This is a genomic window from Paenibacillus sp. strain BS8-2, from assembly GCF_054483835.1.
In genome coordinates this window covers 2502595-2523093 of sequence record NZ_CM137010.1, presented here as the reverse complement: position 1 = coordinate 2523093, position 20499 = coordinate 2502595, and the positions used below count along the sequence as shown (strand labels likewise).

The 20499-nt window shown below is 52.6% G+C and carries 14 protein-coding genes; 2 read left to right on the top strand and 12 right to left on the bottom strand.

Going from position 1 to position 20499, the window contains the following annotated elements:
• Positions 1–214 precede the first annotated feature (214 nt).
• From ACX1C1_RS10995 to ACX1C1_RS10980, 4 genes are all read right to left on the bottom strand, one after another.
• Positions 215–640 carry a DUF6157 family protein gene (locus ACX1C1_RS10995; RefSeq protein ID WP_458957113.1) on the bottom strand — a complete coding sequence of 142 codons (426 nt, stop codon included), beginning with the start codon at positions 638–640 and terminating at the stop codon, positions 215–217.
• Between the two features lie 15 nt (positions 641–655).
• Complete coding sequence (locus ACX1C1_RS10990; protein ID WP_458957112.1) at positions 656–964, bottom strand: putative quinol monooxygenase; 309 nt, start codon at positions 962–964, stop codon at positions 656–658.
• Complete coding sequence (locus tag ACX1C1_RS10985; RefSeq protein ID WP_458957111.1) at positions 961–1959, bottom strand: helix-turn-helix transcriptional regulator; 999 nt, start codon at positions 1957–1959, stop codon at positions 961–963. Before ACX1C1_RS10985 ends, ACX1C1_RS10990 begins: the two co-directional genes overlap by 4 nt.
• 174 nt (positions 1960–2133) lie before the next feature.
• Positions 2134–2871 carry an SDR family NAD(P)-dependent oxidoreductase gene (locus ACX1C1_RS10980; RefSeq protein WP_458957110.1) on the bottom strand — a complete coding sequence of 246 codons (738 nt, stop codon included), beginning with the start codon at positions 2869–2871 and terminating at the stop codon, positions 2134–2136.
• Between the two features lie 171 nt (positions 2872–3042).
• On the opposite strand from ACX1C1_RS10980, the gene ACX1C1_RS10975 reads away from it, so the two are divergent.
• Entirely contained in the window at positions 3043–3660 is a 618-nt protein-coding gene (locus ACX1C1_RS10975; RefSeq protein ID WP_458957109.1) for a TetR/AcrR family transcriptional regulator, read from the top strand.
• A gap of 71 nt (positions 3661–3731) precedes the next feature.
• Here ACX1C1_RS10975 and ACX1C1_RS10970 read toward each other — a convergent pair whose 3' ends face one another.
• Together ACX1C1_RS10970 and ACX1C1_RS10965 are read right to left on the bottom strand one after the other, a co-directional pair.
• Positions 3732–5471 (bottom strand): ABC-F family ATP-binding cassette domain-containing protein, encoded by a 1740-nt coding sequence (locus ACX1C1_RS10970; protein ID WP_458957108.1) that lies wholly within the window; start codon positions 5469–5471, stop codon positions 3732–3734.
• Positions 5472–5712: 241 nt separating this feature from the next.
• Positions 5713–6579: a helix-turn-helix transcriptional regulator gene (locus tag ACX1C1_RS10965; protein ID WP_458957107.1), complete on the bottom strand. Its 867-nt coding sequence runs from the start codon at positions 6577–6579 to the stop codon at positions 5713–5715.
• Between the two features lie 171 nt (positions 6580–6750).
• Between ACX1C1_RS10965 and ACX1C1_RS10960 the strand changes: the two genes are divergently transcribed.
• Positions 6751–8424, top strand: a complete 1674-nt coding sequence (locus ACX1C1_RS10960; protein ID WP_458957106.1) for a DUF4091 domain-containing protein — start codon at positions 6751–6753, stop codon at positions 8422–8424.
• Between the two features lie 126 nt (positions 8425–8550).
• Here the strand turns inward: ACX1C1_RS10960 and ACX1C1_RS10955 are convergent, their stop codons facing one another.
• The 6 genes from ACX1C1_RS10955 to ACX1C1_RS10930 all read right to left on the bottom strand — a co-directional run bounded on the left by ACX1C1_RS10955 (position 8551) and on the right by ACX1C1_RS10930 (position 20498).
• Positions 8551–9540, bottom strand: a complete 990-nt coding sequence (locus ACX1C1_RS10955) for a hydroxyacid dehydrogenase (protein WP_458957105.1) — start codon at positions 9538–9540, stop codon at positions 8551–8553.
• Positions 9537–10583: an alpha/beta hydrolase gene (locus ACX1C1_RS10950; protein WP_458957104.1), complete on the bottom strand. Its 1047-nt coding sequence runs from the start codon at positions 10581–10583 to the stop codon at positions 9537–9539. Before ACX1C1_RS10950 ends, ACX1C1_RS10955 begins: the two co-directional genes overlap by 4 nt.
• An 83-nt stretch (positions 10584–10666) precedes the next feature.
• On the bottom strand, positions 10667–17263 hold the full coding sequence (locus ACX1C1_RS10945) for a X2-like carbohydrate binding domain-containing protein (RefSeq protein WP_458957103.1): 6597 nt from the start codon (positions 17261–17263) through the stop codon (positions 10667–10669).
• Positions 17264–17309: 46 nt separating this feature from the next.
• Positions 17310–18620, bottom strand: coding sequence for a Gfo/Idh/MocA family protein (locus ACX1C1_RS10940; protein ID WP_458957102.1), 1311 nt, complete (start codon positions 18618–18620; stop codon positions 17310–17312).
• Between the two features lie 28 nt (positions 18621–18648).
• Positions 18649–19521, bottom strand: coding sequence for a carbohydrate ABC transporter permease (locus tag ACX1C1_RS10935; protein WP_458957101.1), 873 nt, complete (start codon positions 19519–19521; stop codon positions 18649–18651).
• On the bottom strand, positions 19515–20498 hold the full coding sequence (locus tag ACX1C1_RS10930) for an ABC transporter permease (protein ID WP_458957100.1): 984 nt from the start codon (positions 20496–20498) through the stop codon (positions 19515–19517). The genes ACX1C1_RS10935 and ACX1C1_RS10930 overlap by 7 nt, the downstream gene beginning before the upstream one ends.
• Between the last annotated feature and the right edge of the window lies 1 nt (position 20499).

Here is a 20499-nt window from a genome sequence, read left to right as displayed (position 1 = left end):
AAAAAGACCACAACGATCCCAAGAAACGGGATTACATTGCGGCCTTTGGTTTTCCAATCGGCTTATGAATTCCTTTAACGCTAATTGAATGAGCGCTAAGAAGATATAAACCGATATTAAACCCATTATTCCAACCTGTCAAGTATGATTTTAAAATTGACTAGTATATCCTACTTTCTCCTAAAGCCGTAGCACTCGGAAGCCATACGTGCACTCACTTCTTCTTGTTTCGCATGGCGGCAAGCAGCCTCAGGTTGCCGCTATATCCTTCCACGAAACGACTATATTCCGGGGACTCCATTGGCACGATCGCGAGTTTTCCCTCTGCATTGAAATGGATGCCCCATCCGTATTTTTTTGGGAGCATTGACGCTCTCAAACATGGCTTCGGCTTCATAAAAAACGCTTCTCGAATCAGAGTTCCCCTCTCGGCTAACTCCTTCTCCGGAATGTTTTTGTGCTGGATGTACACAGCGTACAGAAGCTCCTCTTGGGTATAGCCATACGGGTTATTCACAACTAAATCAAACTCGATGCCCGGCATCGTTTTCCCGTTTTTCTTGTCCGGGGGCCTTGTTCCGATCTCTGATGGGCAATCCGCGGCAACGGTAATAAACGTATCATAGTAATTCCATTCCATCTTCATCCCTCCCCATTAATTAAACCCTTTTCCTCCAAGCGGTCGAACCTTTATCGCGCTCGCCCCCGCGATCAAATGACGGCAGCGCCCGATCAGCTCAAGCACCTTTTCGTTTTTCAAAGATGCGGCATGCGCTTCCTTGCTTTCCCACAGCTCCGTAATCCAGAGATCGTTAGGCTCGTCCTCGGCCGCATGGAGGATATAATAAATGCAGCCCTCCATATCATTTAGTGTCGTGCTGGATTCCAGCATCATCTCCGCAAGCTCTTCCCTTTTTCCTTCATGCGCCGTTAATTTGCCGAACATGGCATATTTGCTCATCATTGATCTTCCTTTCTACTTGTGATCGTTGATAACATGGCTTCATAATGCGTTAACATTCGAGAGCTGGTCTCTACCATTCGCCCCACGAGCAGCTCTGACTCGATCTGCAAGGCTGTACTGTACGGCATCAATAAATAAGGGATGTAAGTCTGGAGCATAGAATGCTCTAAACGGAACACGGCCTCCTCAGGCTGACGCTCCACAAGTGCATGTCCTAACAACCAGTGCTGACACAACTCGTTTAGAACCCGCTCCTTCCCCTTGATCCTGACAGTCTCGAGCTTTGCCGATCCCATGGGATTGGGAAGCAGCTGCTGGAGCAAATAATCCTTGGCCGAGAACTCCACCGGACGAACAAACTGTCCATCGGTCTCCCGCAACGTACGAATGCGGTCCACTCGAAAATTCCGCAGTTCCTCCCGGTATCCGCAATATCCTACCGTGTACCAGCTCCCTTTCCAATACACAATGCCATAAGGGTTGAATAGCCGCAGCTTCGGGAGTTCTCCCTTGCCCCGGTCATATTCCATTTCCAGCGTTTTTCCCTGTCCGGCCGCAGCCTCCAGCGTTTGCAGATAGGTTTGTAACTTGCCGTTCACTTGCGGATAGATGACAGATAGGACAGTACGATGGCGCTTTAGCAGATCCAGTTGCTTCTCGTTTGTGTATCGCATTATTTTGTCCATCGCGCGGGTTAATTCATCGTCGTAAGGATACCCTGATTCCTTAGCAAATATCGTGGCATGAAGCAACGCCTTCTGTTCCTCCATATCGAAGAATAGCGGAGAATCGGCAAACCCGCTCAGGATGCTATAACCTCCGTTAGGCCCCGAATCGGCAATGATGGGAACTCCGCTGACGCAGAGAGAATCTATGCAGCGATAAACGGTCCGCACGTGTATCTCAAGCTCTTCCGCTAGCTGCTTAGCAGTCATTCGCTTGCCTGAGCGAAGCATCCAGAGTATGGATAACATGTTGTCCGATTTCGTCATCATCTAAGCCTTCTTTCCGAGAAACGTACCGAATAATTTCCAATCTCATATTGAGTATAATCCTATAACCCTGACAAATACAGTCAGTCATTTCAACTTTTTCGGAGATGCAAAAAAGCCCCCATTATTATTAGAATGGGGACCTTTATATTAAAGACCTGCTTGCAGCTAGCTAGCTTACTGAGCCGTATATCCACCGTCGACAATCAAGCTATTACCAGTCATAAACGAAGAATCCTCACAAGCCATAAATAGGACGGCTTTGGCCATTTCTTCTGCTTTGCCAAGGCGTTTCATCGGAGTCATTGTAGCAAGTACTTCTTTACTTTCTTCTGGAATAATTGGTGTATCGATGAATCCTGGGCATAATGAGTTCACGCGGATATTTTGTTCTGCATATTCCAGAGCAAGTGAACGAGTCAAATTAATGACGCCGCCTTTAGCTGCATTGTAAGCTGCTGAGCCTGGCGATCCTACCCAGCCGTACATAGATGCCGTGTTGACGATTGTTCCTCCGCCTGCCTTCAACATCTCGCGGATCGCTTCACGCGCTACCAAGAATACACCATCCAAATCAACGTTTACCGTATTGCGCCACTCGCTGTACGCCAAATCATGCGATGGATGAACCCTGCCAATGCCTGCATTGTTGAATACTACGTCAACTTTACCGAACGCTTCAATCGTTTGTTTGAAGATGTTTGCCACTTCTTCTTCACTTGTAATATTAGCTTTGACAAATAATGCTTCCGCATTAAGCTCTTTCAGTTCACGCTCGAAAGCTTTTCCCTTTTCTTCATTCAAATCAACAAGAACCACTTTGGCGCCTTCCGAAACAAATAATCGAGCAGTAGCTGCTCCGATTCCGGATGCTCCGCCAGTAATCACAGCTACCTTGTTCTCTAGTTTGCCCATCGTTATTTCCTCCAGTACATTATTTGTATAAGCTACAACCACTAGCGATTGTGCTATTATGTTCATAATTTAATTGTACAATTCTATGCCATGTTAACAATCATCAATAAAATATGAAATGTCTTTCTAGTAGACATTTGGGTTCAAAATGTCCTGTAAGGAGGTTAATCGATGAGTACCGACAACAACGACAAAGTCGCATCATCTCAAAGACGAGATCGAACCAATAATCATTTGAAAGCGGCACTGATTAAAATCATTAAAGAAAAGGGTTATCATTCGGTAACTGTAAAAGATATCGTTGATTGCGCCGCATATAACCGAAGCACCTTCTATGTACACTACCAAGATAAAATTAAACTCGCCGATGAGCTGCTGACTTCCATGCTTCAAGGATTGGAGGCTGCCGTAGGCGAACCCTATGTTCACGGGCAAAAAATGTACGCAGAAAAATTAAAGGCGCCATCCTTTAATATCATTAACTATATTTATGAACACCGGGATTTTTTCGAGCTTATCAAATACGAAGATACGTTACCTGGACTGCACAGGGAATTCCCGCAAACGATCCTAAAGATCTACAAGGAACAATTTATTTTCGAAACAATTAATAACATTCCCGTTAATATGGATTACTTTACACGATATACGGCGTACGGCTTTTATGGGCTTATTCTCAATTGGATCCGCAATGATTTCAAAGAATCTCAAGAGCAATTCATCCAAGAAGTAATCGATTTAACCAAAACGCACATGTACTCCTTTAAGTATGTAGGGAAATATAACTGAGGCTTGTACACGCAAAAAAAGCCTCGCAAATGGAGGCTTTTCATCCTTTTATAGGCTTGCAGCATTCTGCTCTAAAGTAACTTAATCAGCGCTTCCAGCTTCTCGACCCAGACCTTTGCTAGTTCAAAATTCGTTTCTTTTAAGGCTAATTCTATTTTCATTTCGAGCTCTTTTTTATATTGTTCCGTTTCCAAATAGTCTTTATTAAAATGACTTGCATAAATCATTTCTTTAAACGTATGCATGCTCATTTTTTTGATCTTCTTATCTCCGATGATCAACACATAATCCATACTATTTACTACGGTGTAGAAATCATGCGATATCATAATAATCGCACCTTTATATTCTTCGATCGCTTTTTCCAGTGCGATTTGGGAATAGGTGTCGAGATGGCTTGTCGGCTCATCAAGAAGCAATACGTTTGCTTTGCTGGCAGAAATTTTCGCCAATTGGAGCGTGTTTTTTTCTCCACCAGACAAAGAGCCAATCTTTTGATCAACGATTTCGCCTTCAAAGCCATAGTTCGATAGATAGGATCGAGCCTCATCATACGTTTTGAATCCCGCATCCATAAATTCTTCCAGGATGGTGTTCGAATCCTTCAACATTTCGCCTTGGAGCTGCGATAAATACGCCACTTTTGCATCTGGATGGATTGTAATGGAAGGGTGGTTATTTTTGTAAATGTCACGAAGTAAAGTCGTTTTCCCTGTGCCATTGGGCCCGATAATCGCTACTTTATCCATTGATTTAATCGTAAAGTTAACATTGTCCAGCAGTAGCTCGTCAAAGGCCACACGATAATTGCTTACTTTAACAACCGTGGTGTCCTGAAGCTCATTTTCACTGCCAAAACGAATATTAGGTTGTTTAATTGCCACAAAAGGTGCTTTGAGTCTACGCGCTTCCAATCTTTCTTGGAACCTCACTCTAGCCTTTAATGCTTTGCCTCTGGAAGCTTCTGAATTATAGGTGGCGATGACTCTAAGCTGATTAATGATCTGATCGTTTCGCTCAATTTCTTCTTCTTCGGCGACCGTAATTTCTTGCAGCTCAACCTTCGTCTGAAGCAAGGAGAAATTATAATCGATATATCGCCCGTCAAACTCTTGAATCTCCGTGTCTTCAAGATGGATGATTTTGTTGAAGCAATGATTCAATAGATAGCGGTTGTGCGTAACGACGAGCAGGATTCCTTTGTGCGCATTGATCAGGTTTTTAAGCGCATTAAGGTTTTCAAAGTCTAGGAATACATCCGGTTCGTCCATAATCAAGACGTCTGGGCTGCTTAGCATTTCCTTCATCACTTGAATAAGCTTGAATTCCCCGCCACTGAGGTCGGATAGCTTACTATCTCTTAGCTTCATGAGGTCTGCTACGTTTAGTTTCTTATTTATGCTGCTTTCGAAATCAGCCCCGCCGATTGTATCAAATGTGTCTAAAGCAACTTGATACTTCTCTAACAACTCATCCATGTCGGATGCAGTTTCCATTTCCGTGCAGATAGCTGTAATTTCATTTTGTACCTTTATAAATTCTTCCCCGATATATTCAAAAACGGTAGTATCCTTTGTTATATCGAATTGCGGGAACTGACTTACATGCCTGATGTTGCATGACGGCTCGATCTCTAACTTACCCTTGAACAAATATCGTTCGGGATCCATCAGTATATCAATCAATGTACTTTTCCCGCTGCCGCTTGTTCCTATAAAAGCACAATGCTGCCCCTCTTCAAGCGTAAATGAAATGTTCGTGTATAGATCCTTTTGCGGAAATCCGAAGGATAGATGATCAACTTTTATCATAGTTTGACCTTTCTGTATAACCATAATGGTGGGGAATTTGGATTGTTCAACAGCACATACAATTTGTGTATACCGATGTAAGATTAACACTGATTACTACCAACTTCAATGGGGTCAAATTTTCCATGGAAACTGCAGCAATTTAAGCGAAACAGGCCGGCAGTCCTCGCTATTAAAGCGGTAACTTCCGGCCTTCTATTGGTTACTCTCTTCAACCGACTAAGAAACGTATTTCCTGCACCTACTCCAAAAAAATCGTATCGAATGGATACGCCTGTTTATCCGTCCGGAATTCGCTCGGCGATAGCCCCAGGTACGACTTAAAGGTCTTGCCGAAATAACTAGGACTTTCGAAGCCACATTGCCGTCCGACCTCGCGTACATCCAGTCCCGTCGTCCTCAGCAGATTAACCGCTGTCTCGATTCGGCGTCGGCGCAAATATTCAAGCGGCGATATCGCCTCGTTCTTGCGGAATAATCGGCACAAATATTCGCCGGACACGCCGCAATGATCGGCAATTTCAGTCAGCGACACAGGCTGCGCCACATGCTCCTTCATGAACAGCTTCGCCTTGCCCGCGATGGAAACTGATTGGACCTGAGCGGGAAGGCCGGCATCCGGCAGTAGCAGCGCAAGGATGAAACGATATAACCGCACTGACAATTCAGTCGGCTCAGTTAGCTGCTCCTCGGATACTCCACGGTACAGCTCCCAGAAGCGATCAAGCGCGGGCGAAGAATCGCGAAGCGAGATAATCGGTCCTTTCCTCTCATGGATGCGATCCCACATTCGAATCGCATCTTCCCCTTTGGCGTTCAGCCAAATAAACTCCCAAGGCCGCTTGGTGGAGTCGTCGTAATAATAATGAAACGTACTCGGAACTTTGACGGCAAACCCCATGCCGGGCAACAATCGATGCGTCTGGCCGTCCAGGTCGATCCTACCCTCGCCGCTTAACGTGAACTGGAACACAACATGCCCGTTGTCGAGGCGCGAGTGCCCTTCGTGGCCATAATTCGGCGAATCGGTATACTGCCAGCCGATGGTATCCAGCAATAAGTCAGGTATGGCTTCTGTATAACGAAAGGCGTAGGCACCTTGCTTCATCGCCGTAACCTCCTCCATGATTCCTTCGATAATGCATAGTTCCGTCCATTATGATCCTTGCCGGGGGATAGGTCAATATCGTTATACTAAGGCTAATATATTTGGATTGTCGGCAGGCGCACACAGTTGATAAGATGAAGCCATTATAGAGCAAAAAGGAGACTGTCTATCATGCCCGTTGGTTCGCCCGCATTCGAAATTCGCAGCCTAAGCTCCCTCACCAAGGTGTTCATTGACCAAGAGCTGCACGATCCCGAGGTCAATAGCGGTACATCGTTATGGAACGAGGTCTATTCGTTCCAGATCGCCTACCGTTCCCACGAGACGCTCAAGAATATACGAATTTCCGTTCAGTCCGATTGGTCACCGTTTATAACATTGCGCACGGTAGGCCATGCTCCCTCGGAGCTTCCGACCTATCCGAATCCCGACGCGGGCTACCTCCGGACAACGCCAGGCCTCTACCCTGACATACTCGTTCCGCTAGAGGAAGGCGCTCACGCCGTTGCGGGACAGTGGCGATCCGTCTGGGTAACGGTCGACCTGCCGCCTATGGCGCAATCCGGCTCCGCGGGGGGGCGCGTTTCCTCTTCGATCACGCTTTCGTTTGCTGCTCAGGACGGCAGGGCGCTTGGCGAGGCGCTTCATACACTCAACGTGCTTCCTGCTGAGCTGCCGCCCCAGAAGCTGCTACATACGCAATGGTTTCATAGCGACTGCATCGCCACGCAATACGGCGTTGAGGTGTTCAGCGAGGAGCACTGGCGATTAATCGAAGCGTACGCGAGCAATGCATACCGCCACGGAATCAACCTGCTGCTCACGCCGCTGTTCACGCCCCCGCTGGATACCGCCATCGGCCATGAACGTCCGACCGTCCAGTTGGTCGCCGTGGAGCAGTTCGGAGACGGCGCGTACCGCTTCGATTTCAGCCTTCTCGACCGCTGGGTGGACATGTGCGGCAGAATCGGCATTCGCCATTTCGAATTCTCGCATCTGTTCACGCAATGGGGCGCCAAACACGCGCCCAAAATCATGGCCAAAGTAAACGGCGAAGACAAGCGGATTTTCGGCTGGGACACCGATGCGGCTGGCGGCGAGTACCGCTCTTTCCTGGATCAGTTCCTGCCCGAGCTTGTCACTTTCATTCGGACGCGCGGCATAGAAAAACAAGTGTACTTCCACATCTCCGACGAGCCGCTGATGGAGCATATGGACAACTATCGCCAAGCGAGCGAAATATTGAAAAAACACTTGCACGAGTTCCCGTTCCTCGACGCATTGTCGAATTACGAATTTTATAAGCATGGGCTTGTCGATATCGCGATCCCGTCCAATGACCATATCGAGGACTTTATCGAGCAGAAGATTGATCCGCTGTGGACCTATTACTGCTGCGCCCAGAGTGACAAAGTATCCAATCGTTTCTTCAGCTTGCCTTCCTATCGCAATCGAATCATCGGCCTGCAATTCTACAAATTCGGCGTGAAAGGCTTCTTGCATTGGGGCTTCAATTTCTGGTACAGCCAGTATTCGGCGAAGGCGATCAACCCGTACTTGGTGACCGATGCGGACGTCGCTTTCCCGTCTGGCGATGCCTTTGCCGTCTACCCGGGCGCTGACGGACCGGTAGATTCGCTGCGCTGGGAAGTGTTCCGCGAAGGCCTGCAAGACTTGAGAGCATTGGAGCTGCTAGAATCCCTGACGGGCAAGGAGCACGCGATGGCATTGATCGAAGAAGGTTTGGTAGAGCCGATCGCCTTCAATCGTTATCCCCACGGTGCCGATTGGCTGCTCGATCGCCGAGCACGCATCAACGCCGCGATCGCGGAAGCAATGGCTTAAGTAATAGGCGTATCCACGATCATACCGTCTGCACAAAGAAACCGTTCCCTGACGTCTGTGGCAAGCTTGCCGCCATAGACCAAGGAACGGTTTTCTGTTGCGCCCAATTGGTTGTCGCCCTGCTCTCTAAGCCATTCGGTGAAGCGCCGACAGATCGACCTCGCCTTGGAGTCGCTCTCCCTGAGTGAACAGCTCCAGCTCTCGCGTAATATAGCCGCCAATCCGGTACAAGCCGTTATTGACCGCGCCCGCGATATGCGGGATCAAGGTCAAGTTGGGGAGTGAGCGGAACGGATGATCCAAGGCTGGCGGTTCCGGCTCCGTCACGTCTAGGCACGCCCATAATCTGCCCAGCCGCAGCTCGGCGACCAGCGCGTCCTCGTCGATCAGCGAACCTCTCGCCGTATTGATGATGATGGCGTCGTCCTTCATGAGCCGCAGCGTCCGCTCGTTTATTAAGTGTTTGGTTTCGGGAATCGACGGAGCGTGTATGGAAACGACGTCGGATTCCTTTAGCAGCTCGTCTAACTCGACTTTAACAGCTCCGAGCTCCGATACCGACTCATCGGATAGGTAAGGATCGTAGACGAGAATACGAACGTCGAATTGCTTCAGCAGCCTGATCAGATGCCTGCCCGACAGTCCCGCTCCTATAATTCCGATATTCAGCCCGTACAGCTCGCGTATCGACTTGTTGTTGGGCTCCCACTCCCCCGCGCGCGTGTCGCGGGCGAGCTGCCAGATATTCTTGAGCGATACGATGGCAAGCCCCAGTGCGGTTTCGGCTACGCCTTGCGCTAGCGCATCGTTAGCGCTGCACACCCGTATCCCCCGCTCCTGCACGGCCGGGCTCAGCACGGGCTTGACCGAACCCGCCGCGTAAGCGACCAGCTTCAGGTCAGGACAACGATTGAGCAGACTCTCCTCCAGCCGGGGGCTCCCCCACGTGTTAATGACGATGTCTGCTCCCTCGATGATCGCTTCGGCGTCTTCGGCCGTGAGCCTATCGTAGCCCTCGAACACTCTCAGCGTGCCCAGCCGCTTCAGCCGTTCGATATGTTCGGGCTTGAATAGGCGGTCCGTAAGTCCCTTATCCTGCATCATGACGATGTTCATGACTGCCCTTCCCCCTTTGGCTTGAGCCAGCTATCCAGGAACGAATAGGCCAGCTCCCTCATTTCCACCGGGAAGTCGTGCCCGCCCGTCCCAATGTACGAACGGAATCGGTCTTCTTTGCCCAGCAGGCGATACAGCTTCGCTAGCTCCAGCATCCCTTCCGCGACGGACTTCCAATGCGGGAAAATGTGGTCTTGCTGTCCAGCATAATGAAAGGACGGAGTCGGCGCGCACAAGGCAACAATTTCATGAAACTCGAACGGTATCAGATCCAGCGCCAGGTCTTCCGACACTTTGGGGATATGCGTATAAGGATAACTGCGGTAACCCCAATGATCCGGCGAAGGATCTCCCGTGAACGGGCTGAAGCCGCAGCTGGAGACGAAAGCCTTGATTCTGTTATCCAGACCGGCCAGGAAATAAGCGTTGTACCCGCCGAACGAATGGCCGATCGCACCAATAGCCTCCGAATCGACTTCGTCAAGCGAGCACAGCACGTCGATTCCTTGCATATGGTCTAACGCGTTTTTGGCTACCGTGGACCATTCTGGATAAAGCTCGTAGAATGGCCCGCTATGGAAGGCGGGGCGGTCCGGATAGACTCGTTCTCCCGCCGTGAGCGCGTCAGGAGCCAGCACGACGTAACCGCGCTGCACGAGCTCCCATCCATATTGGCGATTCGGTCGACCTTCCTCCGTTGCGATGTCTTCCTTGCCTTCTTCGGTCGTCGGATGAAGCCCCATGACGGCCGGATATCCCCCGGACGGACGAGGAAACAGCGCGGCGTCCGGAATTAAGAGATACGCGGTTATCGTATCGTTGTAAGCCGAATCGTAGGAGACGTGAAGCCTCGTATGACCGGGCTGTTCGCTCCGGGACAAGATACGTAGATTCACAGGCTCACGCTCGGGAAGCTCCCCGATATAATTCAGCCAGACCCGGCGGATGCCGACCTGCTTCCGGTTCCATTCTTCCGCATTCTCTATTCCATCAAGCAACGGCGGGATTCCATCCCGGTTCAGTTGCGATAATGCGTAGCCCATATGGGATTTCCCTCCTCGTACAGAATCATGAAGGCCTTCTCCGAGGGAGAAAGCCTTCCTTGTGCTTCTATTAGATTCTTCTATTAGATTAAATCTGACTTGATCAGCAGATTTCTGACCATGACGGCAACTTCGGCCCGCGTGATATATGCTTTCGGATCCAGCATGTTGCCGTCCCGACCGTTCACGATACCTGCAAGCAGCGTATCGGCCACGGCCGCTTTCGCCCATTCGGCTACGCTATTCGCATCACCGTATTGGGCCAGCAGTCCGTCTCCGTCCTGCCCTTGCACGTTGTCCTTCAGGCCGCTTACGGCCATCGCCTTGGCGATAATCGTCATAGCCTGCTCGCGCGTAATCTTGTCGTTCGGACGGAAGGTGCCGTCGTCGAAGCCGTTGATCAGACCATAAGCCGACGCCGTTTGAACCTCCCGGTTAAACCAATCTTCCTCTCTCACGTCGCTGAACGGAGCTTTGCCGCTCTCCAGCCTCAGACCCAAGCCGCGAACCACGATCGCCGCGAATTGCGCGCGGGTCATGTCCAGGTTCGGTCTGAACGTTCCGTCCTCGAAGCCGTTCACGATCATTCTCGAGCCTATGTCGTTCACGGTATCCTTGGACCAATGCGTGGCCGCGTCGGCGAATTGGAGCGCATGGGACACGACGGAGTAGATGCTGTTCGTCCGGCTGTTGATGACGGCGAAATATTGTCCGTCAATCTCTACGACTTTGGTCGGTACGTGGCGCACCGTGCCATCCGGTTCAACGACGACGCCCGTCGTAATCCGGTTTGGATCGATGCCGTCCGGGATGGCGATTCTGCGCTCGACGTACGAGCCGAATGTGTTTACTTCCACCGTCCGATCGCCGCTTGTTGCCCGAACGGTAAACTCCAGAGCCGGAACAACCAGCGTGAAGTTCCCGTTCAAAGAGGCTTCGTCGACAAGCTGCAATGTTGCCGGCTTCGGCTTGGCGACTTCGATTTGGATATTCAGATCATTCAATTGCTTGACGCCCAATTGATCGGCGATGTCATCCAAATCGAGATCCTTAGCCGGCAGCGAGAAGACCGCGCCTCCGGATTGAAGCTCGATCACCGCTTGTCGGTCCGCCAGCTGTTGGAGCGTACGTCCATCAAGCTCCCCGATTTTCACGTCCGAGCTCTCTCCGAACGCCAGCGGAATGACGATTCCGTTGCCTGCGGACCCCAGAATTTGTTCCACGATCTCTTCATCAACGGTCAGAGTCGTAACCGACTGACCAGCCTGCTGGGAGTTCGTAACTTTGCCAGCATTCTGGATCTTGCCGTCCACCACGATTCCGGTCGTCGGAGCCGGTGTCGGTGTCGGTGTCGGTGTCGGTGTCGGTGTCGGTGTCGTGTCGCTCACCGTAATCGCCAGCATAGCAGGGCTGCCAGCGCTGAAGTTGAACGTCAGCGTCGTTGTGCCTACCGCCTGCGCAGCCAGGTACTCTTTCTTGATCGTGACCGTCTCGCCGTCAACTGTGTATTCGTTGCCTTCGGTCAGCGTCGTCGCCCCGTTGGCAATGCTGCTAAGCGTATTGCCATTCAGCTCTACCGTGGCGGATACGTCGGCCGAGTTAGCAACGTTCTTATCGAACGATTCCTCAACAGGGTCGATGACGCTATCTCTCAGTGTGGAGTCAATAACCGCGATCTTCAGCGTTTTTGCGCTTCTTTCGAAGTTAAGCGTCAACGTCGTCGTGCCTACCGGCAGCAATGCCAAGTACTCCTTAGCGATCGTCAACGTCGAGTCGTTCAACGAGTAGTCGGTGCCGGAGATCAATGTCTCCGCTCCGTTCTTGATGTTGACCAGCGAGTTGCTGTTCAGTGTCAATTCAGTCGCTACATCCTGATAATGCCCGGCGCTTGTATCTTCCGCGTTCTTATCGAAAGTAGCCGTATTCGCGCTAAGCGTCGGCGGCGTTTGATAAAATGTCATATAATCATACGTGAACTTGCCGGTAAACCGTTGCGAGATCATGCGGAACATCTCTAGTCCGTTCGAAGCGCTGTTAAGGAACGGAACATCAGTAGTCCGAATGGTGCCGGATGCATGATCGACCGTGGCACCGGCTTCAGAACCCGCATAGCCGCGCAGCGAATCCGCCTGCACCGTCAAGTCGTACTTCTTGGTCGCGAAATCGATATCGAAGCGAATCGATACCCATTCGTCCTCTGGCTGCGTATACATCCCGTATTCCGTCAACCTCGGAGTTCTCATAACTCCGCTTTCCATTCTCTGGAATCCCAGACCGCCATCCGAGAGTCCAACGAAGCCCGCGAACGCTGCGCCGTTGCCAGCAAGGTCGATCGTGTAGTTGCCGCTTGGGTGATCGACACGCGAGAACTTCATTTTCGTCTCAACGGTTACTTTTCCGCCTGTGCCGTATGGGGCCATTTCCCTCCAAATACGGGGGCCCGCGATATAAGCGTCATTCGGGTCTACCCAGTTATCCAAGGCTTCCAGGCCGTTGCCTCCCAAATCGGTTAGGGGCACGATCTTCACGGAGTTAATGTCGTTCCGCAGTTGAACGGTCCAACCGTTCCCGTTCCCAACATTTCCTTCCGCCCATTGGTCGAATCCTTCGTACACCGCTTTGGTATCTGCCGCTAGCGGCAGAGTGACCGTAATCTCAGGATTGTCGATCGAAACGTTGTCGTATTCGTCTACCGCCTCGATGCGGAACGTATAAGTGCTGCCCGCCGTCAGACCGGTTACGTCATACATAGCAACGTTTGACTTACCCGCCAGAACAGGCTCCGCGCCTCCTAGACGATGGATCCGGTATTCTTTGATTTGGCCGACATCCGTTGCGGGCTCCCAGGCCAAACGGGCCGCGTTCGTGAACAACAGCTCGGCACGCAAAGCAGGATTACCCCACTGTGGCGGCACTTGGTCAGCCAGACTGACTGTCAGGTGACTCGCCTGCGGCTGCGCGTTAGACATGTTGTCGCTCGTGTCTATCGCCCGTACGCTGATAGTATAGGCACCCCCCGTCGCAAGACCGGTAATCGTCGCAGAGTTAACCGGAGACGTCATCTTGCGCACGCCGTCGACATATACGACGTACTCCTTGATTGCCTCATTGTCAGTAGCAGGCAACCAGTTGACGGTCACCGAATCGTCGGTTTGCGATACCAGCGAGATTGATCCGGGTACTGAAGGACGAATCTCGTCGCTCTTCACCTCGACGAGACCGATCCAGTCGAGATTCATGCCGGCATTCTGATGCCACATCGTCAATTCAATCGGACCTGCTGGCAGCTGTTGACCCGTCTTGACCCGCACCGCTCGCCAGAGCGAGTGATCCGCTCCAAAGTCGGTCGTCGGAGCCGCCTCGAAGTAGTTCAGCTCGCTGCCGAGCTGGAGGTACCTGACGATCTTTTCACGAGGCCCTCCAGATGGAATCCAGCCCCCCACGTACTTGAGCACCAAATCGTACGTGCCGGTCTTCGGCACGTTCAGCTTCCACTTCATCCATTGGCCGACTTGATCCCAGTCAGATACGCCCGTGCCATTGGACAAGAACGGCCTTGTGGTATAGATGGTAGGAGCTTTGCCGCCCCATTGCGTGAAGGTTTCTGCTTCCTGCCATTCCATAGCCCACGTCGATTGGACTGCGCCATGATCGTCGATGACCTCGGATGCCAGCGGGTCACCGGTGCCGACGCTTTTGAGTTTCAATATACCCGAATTTCCCTTCAAAAGAATGGGCGCATTAGCTTCAAGAAGACCGCTGTTAATGCTGCCGTGCTTCCGGAACGAAAGGCCGGCCGGCGCCTCAAGCACCTGATAGAAATTCGATTCGTTCGTCAGACTTCCCCAAGCAACGCTGTCGCCTTCAAAATCGCGGTACGCCTTCAGCGTCACTTCCCCGGGAACGCCGTCGATTTCCGTCTCAAGCGTTACATCCGGGAGGGGGCCTGTAGCTGGAGCATCGTTCAGCTTGAAGTTACGCTGCCCCTTCTCCACTTGCAACGTTAGCGTGTTGCCCGAGGTCGTCCAATGGACCCCTTCATTGTTCATCGCAGTTGCCACATCGCCGCCAAGCGGGATGTCGACTTCGCTGTCGCTGTCACGCAACGCCGTAACGCCAGTCGCGTTCAGTACGACTTCTGCATCAGCTTGCGCCGATACGGACAGCAGCTTGTCGCCGAAGGCAACCGTCGCGCGCTGATCGCTCTCCACGACTGTTGTGCCGTTCTTCGCCAAGCTTACGCCGTCGACGAGCAACACGGAGTCGCCTTTGACCGCCGCGGCTGCACCGTCGAACGTAACTCCGTCCGCGGTAGTGATCGTGCCACTGTTCGCCGTACGGACATACACCTTCGTACCATCGTCGAACGTCAAACGTACGTAGGTGCCGAAGTCTTCGGATTCCACGTTCTCCGCTTCCGTGCCGCGTTTGTGCGGCTCCATCGTCGCGACCAGCTTGGCCGCGCTCGTCTTAGGAGTCACGAATGAAGCATGAAGCTGTTTTCTGCCCGTGAAGCTTCCGCCGGGAGCCACTTCCGTGCCTACCGCGTTCAGGTAACGGTTCTCAAGCGTCGTAGTGAGAGAGTCCGCCTGCGATCCGTGGAATCTGACCTCAAGCTCCCCGTCTCCCTTGGCGACTGTCGCTCCCTTGCCATCCTCGTGGAAGTCGAGCTGCTCGTCGGTGTGCAGGTTCCACTCGAAGGACGAACCGCCCGCGGCCGGCGATGCGAGATCGTCGATCACGACGTACATCGAAGGACGCACGTAGAGAATATGCCGCACCGCTTTACTCAGCCCGCCGTTATAAGCGGCCGTCGCGTCGCCGCTGACGGCGTCGAAGTCGGCATGGGTGACAAAGCCGAGAATGTTGCCGTCGGAGTCGATGCTGTTGGTTTGCTGGCCCTTGCGGCCGTCGTACGTAATCGCGTTAGCGGAGAACGTTTGTTTGGCAAACCCCGCGTGATGCACGCTGTCGTAGTAATCGTAATGTCCGGCCTTAACGGCCAGCGGCTCGCCAAAGGCATGGATGATAAAGCTGTTCTGGTCCGCGTTGCTGTGACTGTAACTGCCGTAAGGACTGGAGCGGAAATACAGAGATGTGCGGTCCGTATCCCATAGCTCCGAATGCATGGCAGTAACACCGGTCACGGGGAACCACTTGCCTTTGGCCAGATCGACCGGCGGCATGGATCCGAGCGTTTCGTCTCCGTAGAAGTATTCCGTCAAGCCGAACTGAGGCGATGCCCCGATCGCTTCCCCTTCCCACTTCAGTCTTTGGTCATCATACATCTGAGACAGACGGTTCAGCAGATTCACACTCGTCCAGCCCGGCGTGTAGTGGCTGTCGTTCCCGAAGACGCCCGTCGGGCTGCCGTGTGGGAACATATAAAGCGGATACATGCCCTCGTTCCGCGAGAATGCTTTCTGGTACAGGTCGATCGCGCCCGCGCTAAGCAGAACGTCCATCAGCTCCTTGTTGGAGCCGGACGACCACTGCCAGTAGCCCGTTCCCTGCGACCAGGATCCGTCCTCGCCGCCCCATGGCGGAAGCATGTTGATGTAGGCCGGCACCGTGGCCTCGAACCAATCTTCCGCTTCCGGAATCTCGTGCATCATGATGGTGGAGATAAGGCCGATGTAGCCGAAGATCGTCCAGCCATGGGAGTCGTACGGATGCCGGTTGATCGGCTGCGTAATGACGAATTTGTTGACCAGCGTCGTCGTACGGTCCTTGACCATCGTCTCGACCGCCTCTTTCTCGGTCTCGCTGAGCAGATCGTAGACCCAGTCGTAGACGATCGCCGATCGATACGCGATCGCGCGGTGAACCTGGTCCTGGATTTCGAATTTCGTCGATCCCATATCATCCCAGGAAGCTATGCTCAGCAGTTGAGTCTTGGCGCTTTGGCCGAAAATGTCTTCATCTGTGAGCAGGTAGATGAACGCCGTCTCCATCATGCGGGCCAGCGCCCCGTCGACATAGCCGCGAAGCACGCCTTGCGCGGCTACGAATTCCGGCGAGGTGGTCGGAACGCCGGATCCCTCCATGTACGGGAAGGTCGGCTCAGCCGCCGGCGGGTTCTGATAGGTGCCCATGACCGAGGTTCTAATCCGGTTGTAGACCGTCTGGCTGTTGCCCGACAGTTTCAAATCCCGGAAAGCCTGCAGATCGTCGGGGTTGGTCCATACACGCGGATGATCGACATCGATTTTATCCATCAAATCGTCTAACGCCGGTACCGGGAAAGGCACCGCATCCGTTGTAATCCGGAACTTGCGGGCCGTGCTCCAGCCCGACCAGCCCGAGCCATTCTCGTACCGGACCTGCCAGTACCAGATGCCCGAACCGAACACTTCCGGGAAGTTATAGAAGTTCTCCTTCACGTCCGTTTTTTCAAGCAAGCCATTCGTCATGGCCGCATCGCGGGCCACGCGAACATGATAGTTCGTGGCGCCGCTAATGTACGGCCAGCTGAAGTCCGGCGGATTCTGGGTCGTGACCAGCGAATCCGTAGGTCGGAAAGGCATTTGATCGCCTCGGAGCACTGCGGCCGGCCAGTCCGAATCAGCCGCTGCAGCCCGCTCAGTCGTTGCTCCGGGCCATATATTCAGGCATCCAATTAGCATAACCAGCGCCATAACGGCCGCCACCTGCTTGTTTACTCGTTTGAATCTAGTCATCGTATCATCCATCCCCTAATCCGCTTGAATTGGAATGCGCTTGCACTTAGACTTGACGAGCCAGTTGTAATAACTCCTCCATATACAATCCGATGTCCACGGTCGTTCCTTCCAGCCTGGACTTCTCGGCCGCGAACGCCATTACGTGGCTCTGGACGGATACGGAAGCCGAAGACAAGCTTTCCCCGCTGCCTTCCCCGCGCACGAGCTGAGAGAAGTCCCGCATGATGCCCCGGTCTCCTCCGCCGTGGCCGTGGCCGCTCGGTATCAGCTCGATCGTCTCCGTACGGCCGGACTTGAATTCCGTAATTTCGATAAGTCCTTTGCCCATATGCGCCCGAAGCTGGGCTTTCGTGCCCATCAGCTTGAGCGTCCGTCCTCCGTCCGTCGTGAAGGCGGACATGGTGAACGTGGCGGAGATGCCGCCCTCGAACTCCATGGCGATGACCTGATGGTCCACCACGTCGTTGTCGCAACGGTAGACGCAGCGTCCGTAAGGCCCTCGCTTCAGAGCTTCCAGCACGGCTTCATTGCTTGTATCGTTACTAACCGCTCCCCGCAGGACGGATGCGTCCCCGTTGCCGAGGTAGATGTCCGGCGCGTAATACGCGCACTCGTCCCGGACGGGACAACCGTCGAGGCAATAGAGCGGCGCCCCTTCCGGCGCGTTCGCCTCGTTAAAGTGGGTAAGCCCGCCGAAGGACGACAGCTTGACGCAATCCGCGCCAGCCATGAAGACCAGCATGTCGAGATCGTGGCAGCTCTTGGCCAGGATCATCGGGTTCGATTCCGCCGCCTTCCGCCAGTGGCCACGCACGAAGCTGTGCGCGTGATGCCAATAGCCTACGTTCTCGATCATGTCGATCGACATCAGCTTGCCGATTCTTCCATCGGTAAGCAACTTCTTGATTTCCGTGAAAAACGGGGTATACCGCAATACGTGGCAGATGGCGAACACGCGGTCATGCTTCGCCGCGTGCTCCGCAAGCAGCACGCATTCAAGCGGGTCGTGCGACATGGGCTTCTCCAGCAGGACGTGATAGCCTAGCTCAAGCGCCCGGATCGCAGGCTCGAAGTGCATACGGTCCTGCGTGCAGATGAGAACGGCGTCCGCTTGCTGCGGCAAGGAGAGGAAGTGTTCCCAATCCGTAAACCGGTTCTCGGCGCTTATGCCGTGAAGATCGGCGAATGCGTTCCTTCTGACGTCGTCCGGCTCCGCCACGGCTGTTATGCTCAGCTCATTGGGGAAGTCCAGGGCGTACTGGGCATATTCCTTGCCTCTTCCGCCCGCTCCGATCACGACGGCTGTAATTTGTTTCAATGTGATTGCCCCCTTGCAAATAAAATCCACAAACATTTATTTATCCTTGCATCTCTACGCGTGCTTAGCCTTTCAGAGAGCCCAACATAGCTCCTTGCTCGAAGTGCTTCTGAATGAACGGATACAGGATAATGACGGGCAGGCAGCCCAGTAGAATGACGGCGTACTTTAAAGATTCCAGAATAACCTTCTGCCCCGACCCGGTCGTTGTCTCCAGTACGTCACCGGCTTGACCGACGACGACGAGATTACGAATGACAAGTTGCAGCGGGAACAAATCCTGATCCCGTAGCAGCAACAGAGCTGAGGAGAAGCTATTCCAAATCTCCACCGTGTAGAAGAGACCGATCGTCATCAGCACCGGTTTGGACAGCGGAAGAACGATATTCGTGAGCACGCTGAAATCGTTTAAGCCGTCGACGCGGCCCGACTCCTCGATTTCCTTGGGTATATTTTGGAAGAAGGTGCGCATGACGATCAGATTGTACGTATTGATGGCATTAGGCAGCACCATGGCCCATATTGTATCCACGAGCCCGTATGACCGAGCGACCAGATAGAACGGGATCATGCCGCCGAAGAACATGATCGTGAAGACGATCATTAATGTAATCCCCTTGCCAAACACGAGTCCTCTTCTCGACAGCGAATAGGCGCCAAGGATCGTAAGAGTCATGGAGATGACTCCGCCTAGCAAGACGTACATAATCGTATTGCGGTAACCTCTCCACAACCGGTCATCCTCGAACACGGCGGTCATGGCGTCCCACTGCAATCCTCTCGGCCAGAAGCCAACTGCGTTGCGCACGACGTATTCGGGCGAGCTTAACGCAACCGAAGCCATATGCACGAACGGGAACAGACAGACAAAACCTACGAACGCTAACAGCAAAAAGTTAATGACGTCAAATATTCCGATTTTCCTTATGTTTACCATAGGCTTGTTTCACCTATCTTACGTGCGACTTTATTGGCGGACAATACGAAGATTAGGGCAATGATGGCCATGGAAAGGTCGATCGCGGAAGCGTAACTGAAGCCGCCTCCCAATATGCCGATCCGGTACACGTAGGTCGAGATGATATCAGCCGTTTCCAAGTTGGCGGAGTTGCCGAGCAGGAACGCCTTGTCGAAGCCTACCTCTAGGATGCCGCCGATCTGCAGAATGAACAGAATGACGATCGCCGGAATAATGCCTGGAATCGTGACGTGCAGCGTCTGCTTCCATCTGTTCGCTCCATCGATCTTAGCCGCTTCGTACAGCTGCGGGTCGATGGCCGAAAGAGCCGCGAGGAAAATAATCGTCCCGAAGCCGACCGATTGCCAGATATCCGACGCGATGAAGATGGTTCGGAACCATTCGGCCTTCTGCAAGAAGAAGACAGGCTCGAAGCCGAAGGATTGAATAACTTTGTTGATCCATCCCGTGCTCGGCGACAACAGCATGATCATAATGCTGGACACGACGACCGAGGATAGGAAATACGGCATGTAGCTCAAGGTCTGGATGAAACGTCTGTAGCGCTTCCAGCGCATCTCGTAGAACAGAATGGCCAAGATGATTGGCGCCGGGAACGCGAACAGGAACTTATAGAAACCAAGCAGTATTGTATTGCGGATGATGATCCAGGCGTCCGGATTCTCGATAAATACCTTGTAATGCTTCAGCCCAACCCAGTCGCTTTCCCACAAGCCTTTGAACAGATTGTAATCCTTGAAGGAAACGATGATACCGAACATCGGCACATACCTGAACAAGATATAGTGAAGCAGGACAGGGACGAGCAGCAGCAAGTACACCCGGTCTCGCTTGATCCGGCGCAGGATCGAGTGTTTATGGATGGCTGCTTCTCCCGGATGCAGCGTGTCTGCCCGGTCTTGTTTGTTCCGGGAGCTGACCGATTTTATTTTCATG

What these genes read in the sequence shown, in the direction of transcription:
- ACX1C1_RS10995 (WP_458957113.1), bottom strand. Translation starts at nt 640, where the DNA reads ATGGAATGGAATTACTATGATACGTTTATTACCGTTGCCGCGGATTGC.
- ACX1C1_RS10990 (WP_458957112.1), bottom strand. Translation starts at nt 964, where the DNA reads ATGATGAGCAAATATGCCATGTTCGGCAAATTAACGGCGCATGAAGGA.
- ACX1C1_RS10985 (WP_458957111.1), bottom strand. Translation starts at nt 1,959, where the DNA reads ATGATGACGAAATCGGACAACATGTTATCCATACTCTGGATGCTTCGC.
- ACX1C1_RS10980 (WP_458957110.1), bottom strand. Translation starts at nt 2,871, where the DNA reads ATGGGCAAACTAGAGAACAAGGTAGCTGTGATTACTGGCGGAGCATCC.
- ACX1C1_RS10975 (WP_458957109.1), top strand. Translation starts at nt 3,043, where the DNA reads ATGAGTACCGACAACAACGACAAAGTCGCATCATCTCAAAGACGAGAT.
- ACX1C1_RS10970 (WP_458957108.1), bottom strand. Translation starts at nt 5,471, where the DNA reads ATGATAAAAGTTGATCATCTATCCTTCGGATTTCCGCAAAAGGATCTA.
- ACX1C1_RS10965 (WP_458957107.1), bottom strand. Translation starts at nt 6,579, where the DNA reads ATGAAGCAAGGTGCCTACGCCTTTCGTTATACAGAAGCCATACCTGAC.
- ACX1C1_RS10960 (WP_458957106.1), top strand. Translation starts at nt 6,751, where the DNA reads ATGCCCGTTGGTTCGCCCGCATTCGAAATTCGCAGCCTAAGCTCCCTC.
- ACX1C1_RS10955 (WP_458957105.1), bottom strand. Translation starts at nt 9,540, where the DNA reads ATGAACATCGTCATGATGCAGGATAAGGGACTTACGGACCGCCTATTC.
- ACX1C1_RS10950 (WP_458957104.1), bottom strand. Translation starts at nt 10,583, where the DNA reads ATGGGCTACGCATTATCGCAACTGAACCGGGATGGAATCCCGCCGTTG.
- ACX1C1_RS10945 (WP_458957103.1), bottom strand. Translation starts at nt 17,263, where the DNA reads ATGACTAGATTCAAACGAGTAAACAAGCAGGTGGCGGCCGTTATGGCG.
- ACX1C1_RS10940 (WP_458957102.1), bottom strand. Translation starts at nt 18,620, where the DNA reads ATGTTTGTGGATTTTATTTGCAAGGGGGCAATCACATTGAAACAAATT.
- ACX1C1_RS10935 (WP_458957101.1), bottom strand. Translation starts at nt 19,521, where the DNA reads ATGGTAAACATAAGGAAAATCGGAATATTTGACGTCATTAACTTTTTG.
- ACX1C1_RS10930 (WP_458957100.1), bottom strand. Translation starts at nt 20,498, where the DNA reads ATGAAAATAAAATCGGTCAGCTCCCGGAACAAACAAGACCGGGCAGAC.